Raw genomic sequence first — 5,540 nt, forward strand, 5'->3', positions numbered from 1 at the left:
GACCCTACATCGTCGAGGAAGCCTGGCCGCTGTCAGGCACGGACGCCCGCGCCTCCAGCCTTGTCGCCAGCGCCTCCGACGCCTCGCGGATCATGCGATAGGCGGAAGCGAAGGCTTCTGCCTCGTCATGATAAGGATCCGGCACGTCGCGTGCCTTTCCCTGCGCGAATTCCAGGAACAGATGGATACGGTCCTGCACGGCCGCCGGCGCCAGCGCCTTCAGGTCAGCGACATTCGACCGGTCCATGCCAAGGATCAGGTCGAAACGGTGGAGGTCCTGCGGCGTGACCTTGCGCGCCCTCTGCCCGGAAATGTCGACGCCGTGCCGCATGGCGACCGCGATCGCGCGTCGATCGGGGGCAGAGCCGGCCTCCCAGTCACTGGTTCCCGCCGAATCGAGCAGGATATCCCGGGCCGACCCGCGCTCGGCCCAAACGGCGCGGAAGACACCTTCCGCCAGCGGCGACCGGCAGATGTTGCCGAGGCAGACGAAGAGAATGGAATTTATAGGCTTCGCGCTCATCGATCCGTCGCTATGGTGAGGGTCGTTTTCGAATAGCACAGGATAGGGACATGGCGAGAGAGAAACTGGGCAGGCAAGCCGCTGAAGCCGCATTGACGGGCCTCGACGGCTGGGCGCTGGCGGAAGACGGCGCCTCCATCAAGCGCACATTCACCTTCGCGAATTTCTCCGAGGCTTTCGCCTTCATGACCCGCGTCGCGCTTGCCGCCGAGGCGATGGATCATCATCCCGACTGGTCGAATGTCTACAAGACCGTCGACGTGACGCTGAACACCCACGACGCCGGCGGCGTCACTGCGCTCGATATCGATCTGGCCACGAAAATGAACCGTTTTGCCGGCGCCTGAGGCCTGGTATCGCCTCGGCAGGCCCAAATCGGCACCGGCATCTTGTAGCGGGGGTCGGGTTTCACCACATTTTCCCCCGCGGGGCAGGCGCCGGATGCGCATGAGCCCCGCAAGGAGAGACTGATGGCGCAACAATCCGGTTTTGATTTCTTCGGCTTTGGCGGCAAGCCGTCAGACGAGAGCGAAGTGCGCGAGAAATTCTGGCGCACAGCCAAGAAGGCCGCGCGGCAGATCCCCTTCATGGAAGAGGTCGTGGCCGCCTATTATTGCGCCATGGACAAGAACACGCCGCTGCGCGCCAAGGGCATTCTGCTGGCCGCGCTCGGCTATTTCGTGCTGCCGGTGGATGTCATCCCCGACTTCGTCTTCGGGCTTGGCTTCACCGACGACATCGCTGTGCTCACCGCCGCGATCACCGCCGTCAGTGCCCACATCACCACTGCGCACCGGCAGGCCGCCAGGGACGCCATGGCCGAGAAGGGCTGAACACGCGCGCGGAACGCCGTTGAAGCCGGCTTTCGGCGACAGCGTAAAAAGTCAAACTCTTGCCGCTTTCGTGGCCTTCAAGTCGCCAAAGGGATGTCGCGCCACCCGCTCGCAGGGCGGCGGCGCGGGTATGGTGGCGGTTTCCTCGGGGTGAGGGTCCTTTTCTCTTCGGAAATTCACCGTTTGGTAACCCAGATTAAATCAAAATGAAGCGACGGGCAGGACGCCAAGCCGGCCTGCCTCCGCACCATTTGGAATACGGGAAAAGCGATGCGCGGATTGATTGCGATAGTTTCGAGTCTGGCCCTGGTGGCCGTGGCAGCGCCGGCACTGGCGCAGTCGGCGACCAAGATCGGCCAGCACAATGCCTGGGGCACCTACAGCTACCAGGCATCGGGCGGCAAGGTCTGCTATGTCCTGACCGTGCCGACCGACAAGCAGCCGCCCACGCTCGACCATGGCGATATGTTCTTCTTCGTCAGCCAGCGGCCCGGCCAGCAAGTGTCCTACGAGCCGCAATTCATTGCCGGCTACAATTTCCAGGAAGGCTCCAAGGCCACCGTGACCATCGACAAGAAGACGTTTTCGATGTTCACGCGCGGCAAATCGGCCTGGGTCGAGAATGCCGCCGAGGAGCCGGTACTGATCGCCGCCATGAAGACCGGCACCGACATGAAGGTGACGGCGAAGTCCGGCCGCGGCAATCCCACCTCCTATGTCTTCTCTCTGAAGGGCATTTCGGCGGCGCTGACATCGATCGCCAAGTGTAAATAGGCAAAGCTACTTTTTTGAGGGAAAGGCCGGGCCGCGAAGTCCGGCCTTTTTTCTTTCATACTTGCCCCGGCCCGGCCTCCGCCCGGCGGCGCCGGATCGCCTCGGCGATGAAGACACGCGATAGCGCGTGATAGAGCGGCTCGTGCGAGATCATGCGCGCCGTGCCGTAGCCCAGCATCGAGGCCAGCATCAGCGCGATGACATTGTCGTGATTGCCGGTCATCTCCAGGATGATGACGAAGGCCGTCATCGGCGCTTGCACCACACCGGCGAAATAGCCGGCCATGCCGAGCAGTGCCGCCACCCCAGTGCTCGCGCCAAAGAGGAGGCCGAGCGAACTGCCGATGCCGGCGCCGACAGCCAGCGAGGGCGCGAAGATACCGCCCGGAATGCCCGAGATCATCGACAGCAATCCCGCCAGGAACTTTTCGGCGAAGAAGAACCACGGCAGCGGCGTGCCTTCGACGGCGCCCCGCGCCTGCACGTAACCGGTGCCGAAGGTCAGCCCGCCCGAGGCAATGCCGATCACCGCCACCGCAAGCCCGCAGATTGCGGCCACGATCAGGGCGCGCCGCAAAGGCTGCCCAGTGTTCCAGCGCCGGATCCGCCGCGTCGCCTTCAACGCCAGCAGCGAGAACAGCGCGCCGAACCCGCCGCCGATGACGCCGCAGGCAATCACCAGCGGCCACTCGGCGGCAAACGAGATGGTGTCCCTGGCGACGCCAAAATAGGTGTAGTTGCCGAGCAGCCCGAGCGAAGCGAGACCGGCCAGGATCACCGCCGTCAGCACCAGCCCGTTGGTTCGCGCCTCATAGGTGCGGCCCATCTCCTCGATGGCGAAGACGATGCCGGCCAGCGGCGTGTTGAAGGCGGCGGCAATCCCGGCGGCCGACCCGGCCAGGATCAGACCCCGGGCCTGCACCATGCCGCCCCAGCGTGCCGCCTGCAGCATCAGCGACGCGCCGACTTGCACCGTCGGACCCTCGCGGCCGATCGAGGCGCCGCAGAACAGGCCGACGATGGTGAGCATGATTTTGCCGGCCACCAGTTTGAGGGACAGGATGTGGCTGCGGTCCTCGTCGTCACGCAGATGGCGGGCGGCGATCGCCTGCGGAATGCCGCTGCCTTGCGAACCGGGAAAGAAGGTGTGGGCAAGCCAGGCGCACAGCACGAAACCCAACGGCGTAATGGCAAGCGGCAGATAGAAACGCCAGCCGCCTGCATCTCCTGTCATCAGTTGAAACAGTTCCTGCGCCCTGTCGGCCAGCACCGCGAACAGCACGCTGATCACACCGATGCCAAGCGCGCCGGCCCAGAACACCAGGCGCGGCTGCCAGACCCGCCGTGAGCCCCACATCGCGCGCGAACGCCGCAGCATGGGATATTTTCGCGATGTGCCGGCCATGTCTGTCCTCGAGCGGGGAATGTTTCGGCCTAACACAGCTGGGCAGTCTATTAAACTAGCGCCGGAAAAACCTGTCGTTGGCGCTCGCCTGAGTGCCAGGCGGAAGCATCGCTTCGGTGAAAGGTCGACCCCCACTCCGTCGAGCTACGCTCGACGGAGTGGGGGAAGCCATCAGCCAAACGCGCTGCCGCCGCAAGACAGGCATTATCGGGAGAGAAATGCCCGCCATGACGAGGGGCGGTGCCGACGTCGTTCCAAGGCGATCGTAGATCGTAAAGCTAGCTGAGCATGACTCTGCCCTCAACCTGTGCTATGCGCCGCGCTTCCTTTCCGGCACGATGCGTGAAATCGGCCGCAAACCGCTTATATCAGTGCAACCATGACCCTTTCATTCGATCTCACCACTGACAGCGCCCGCGACGCGTTGCGTGCCCGCTCGGCACAGCCCGAAAAGCAGTCGCTGATCGGCCTGACGCGGATCGAACTCGCCGAGACTCTGGTTGCATCAGGCGCTGTGCCCGAGCGCCAGGCGACAATGCGCGCCCAGCAGCTGTGGCACTGGATGTATGTGCGCGGCGTCTCCGATTTCGCCGGCATGTTCAACATCTCCAAGGATCTGCGTGCTGAGCTCGACAAGCATTTCACCGTCGCCAGGCCCGAGATCGTCGAGGAGCAGATTTCCGCCGACGGCACGCGAAAGTGGCTGTTCCGCTTTCCGCCGCGCGGCGCCGGCCGGCCTGTCGAGATCGAAACCGTCTACATTCCCGAAGAGGGTCGCGGCACGCTGTGCATCTCCTCGCAGGTGGGCTGCACGCTGACCTGCTCGTTCTGCCACACCGGCACGCAGAAGCTGGTGCGCAATCTGACGGCCGAGGAGATCCTCGCCCAGCTGCTCACCGCCCGCGACCGGCTCGGCGATTTCCCTGACCGCGACACGCCCGACGGCGCCATCGTGCCGGCCGAAGGCCGCAAAGTGTCCAATATCGTCATGATGGGCATGGGCGAGCCGCTTTACAATTTCGAAGCGGTGAAGAAGGCGCTGCTGATCGCTTCCGACGGTGACGGCCTGTCCCTGTCGAAGCGGCGCATCACGCTGTCGACCTCCGGCGTCGTGCCGGAAATCTTCCGCACCGGCGAGGAAATCGGCGTCATGCTGGCAATCTCGCTGCATGCCACCAATGACGATCTGCGCGACTTGCTTGTGCCGATCAACAAGAAGTATCCGCTGAAGGAACTGATCGCCGCCTGCCGCGCCTATCCCGGCCTGTCGAACGCCAAGCGCATCACCTTCGAATATGTGATGCTGAAGGACGTCAACGATTCCATCGAGGACGCCAAGGGACTGATCAAGCTGCTCAAGGGCATTCCGGCCAAGATCAACCTGATCCCGTTCAACCCGTGGCCGGGCACCAATTACCAGTGCTCGGACTGGGAAACGATCGAGAAATTCGCCGACTACATCAACAATGCCGGCTATGCCTCGCCGATCCGCACGCCGCGCGGCCGCGACATCCTCGCCGCCTGCGGCCAGCTCAAATCCGACTCCGAGCGCATGCGCAAGGTCGACCGGCTGGCTCTGGAAGCGATGATGATAGCGGGGCACGGCGAGGCGTGAACCGCCCCTTCGCCTGCCTAAGACGCCTCGCCATCATGGCGGTCGGCTATATCGCCGCCGTGCTGACCTCGATCCTGGTGCCGGTGCTGCTGATCGCTCTTCTGGAAGGCATCGAAGACGGCAACTGGTCGATCATTTTCGCCTTCGACTGGCTTGGCTCGTTCCCGCTCGCCGTGTTGACCGTAATGATCGGCGCGCTGTTGATCGTCGGCCCGGCGCTCTTTGTCGCCGAACGGTTCTCACTTCGAGGATGGTTCTACTTCGCCGCCACTGGTGCGATCACGTCCATTGCCTTTGGCGTATCCATGCCGCGCTCGGCCAGCAGCTTTGTCTTCAATCCGGGCTTTCTGGGTTTTCTCGCCACCGCCGGCATCGCCGCCGGTTGGATCT

At 63.7% G+C, this 5,540-nt stretch carries 7 protein-coding genes; 5 read left to right on the forward strand and 2 right to left on the reverse strand.

Annotated features, from left to right (window positions below; all coding sequences use genetic code 11):
* Nucleotides 1-4: 4 nt before the first annotated feature.
* Nucleotides 5-523, reverse strand: a complete 519-nt coding sequence (locus ENZ75_RS18955) for a low molecular weight protein-tyrosine-phosphatase (RefSeq protein WP_013528818.1) — start codon at nt 521-523, stop codon at nt 5-7.
* 50 nt (nt 524-573) lie between these two features.
* Between ENZ75_RS18955 and ENZ75_RS18960 the strand changes: the two genes are divergently transcribed.
* From ENZ75_RS18960 to ENZ75_RS18970, 3 genes are all read left to right on the forward strand, one after another.
* A complete protein-coding gene (locus ENZ75_RS18960) occupies nt 574-870 on the forward strand; it encodes a 4a-hydroxytetrahydrobiopterin dehydratase (RefSeq protein ID WP_063169551.1) in 297 nt (98 codons plus the stop codon).
* A 123-nt stretch (nt 871-993) separates the two neighbouring features.
* Nucleotides 994-1,356 (forward strand): YkvA family protein, encoded by a 363-nt coding sequence (locus ENZ75_RS18965; RefSeq protein ID WP_013528816.1) that lies wholly within the window; start codon nt 994-996, stop codon nt 1,354-1,356.
* A gap of 270 nt (nt 1,357-1,626) precedes the next feature.
* Entirely contained in the window at nt 1,627-2,130 is a 504-nt protein-coding gene (locus ENZ75_RS18970) for an invasion associated locus B family protein (protein ID WP_013528815.1), read from the forward strand.
* 55 nt (nt 2,131-2,185) lie between these two features.
* Here the strand turns inward: ENZ75_RS18970 and ENZ75_RS18975 are convergent, their stop codons facing one another.
* Nucleotides 2,186-3,535, reverse strand: coding sequence for a chloride channel protein (locus ENZ75_RS18975; RefSeq protein WP_063169552.1), 1,350 nt, complete (start codon nt 3,533-3,535; stop codon nt 2,186-2,188).
* A 379-nt stretch (nt 3,536-3,914) separates the two neighbouring features.
* Here ENZ75_RS18975 and rlmN point away from each other — a divergent pair, with 379 nt between their 5' ends.
* Both rlmN and ENZ75_RS18985 read left to right on the forward strand, forming a co-directional pair.
* Nucleotides 3,915-5,150: a 23S rRNA (adenine(2503)-C(2))-methyltransferase RlmN gene (gene rlmN, locus ENZ75_RS18980; RefSeq protein ID WP_063169553.1), complete on the forward strand. Its 1,236-nt coding sequence runs from the start codon at nt 3,915-3,917 to the stop codon at nt 5,148-5,150.
* Nucleotides 5,147-5,540: hypothetical protein (locus ENZ75_RS18985; protein ID WP_128278241.1), on the forward strand; the 394-nt coding region annotated here is incomplete at its 3' end. The genes rlmN and ENZ75_RS18985, both read left to right, overlap by 4 nt.

The organism is Mesorhizobium sp. M7A.F.Ca.CA.002.04.1.1, assembly GCF_004022805.1.
Lineage (GTDB): Bacteria > Pseudomonadota > Alphaproteobacteria > Rhizobiales > Rhizobiaceae > Mesorhizobium > Mesorhizobium ciceri.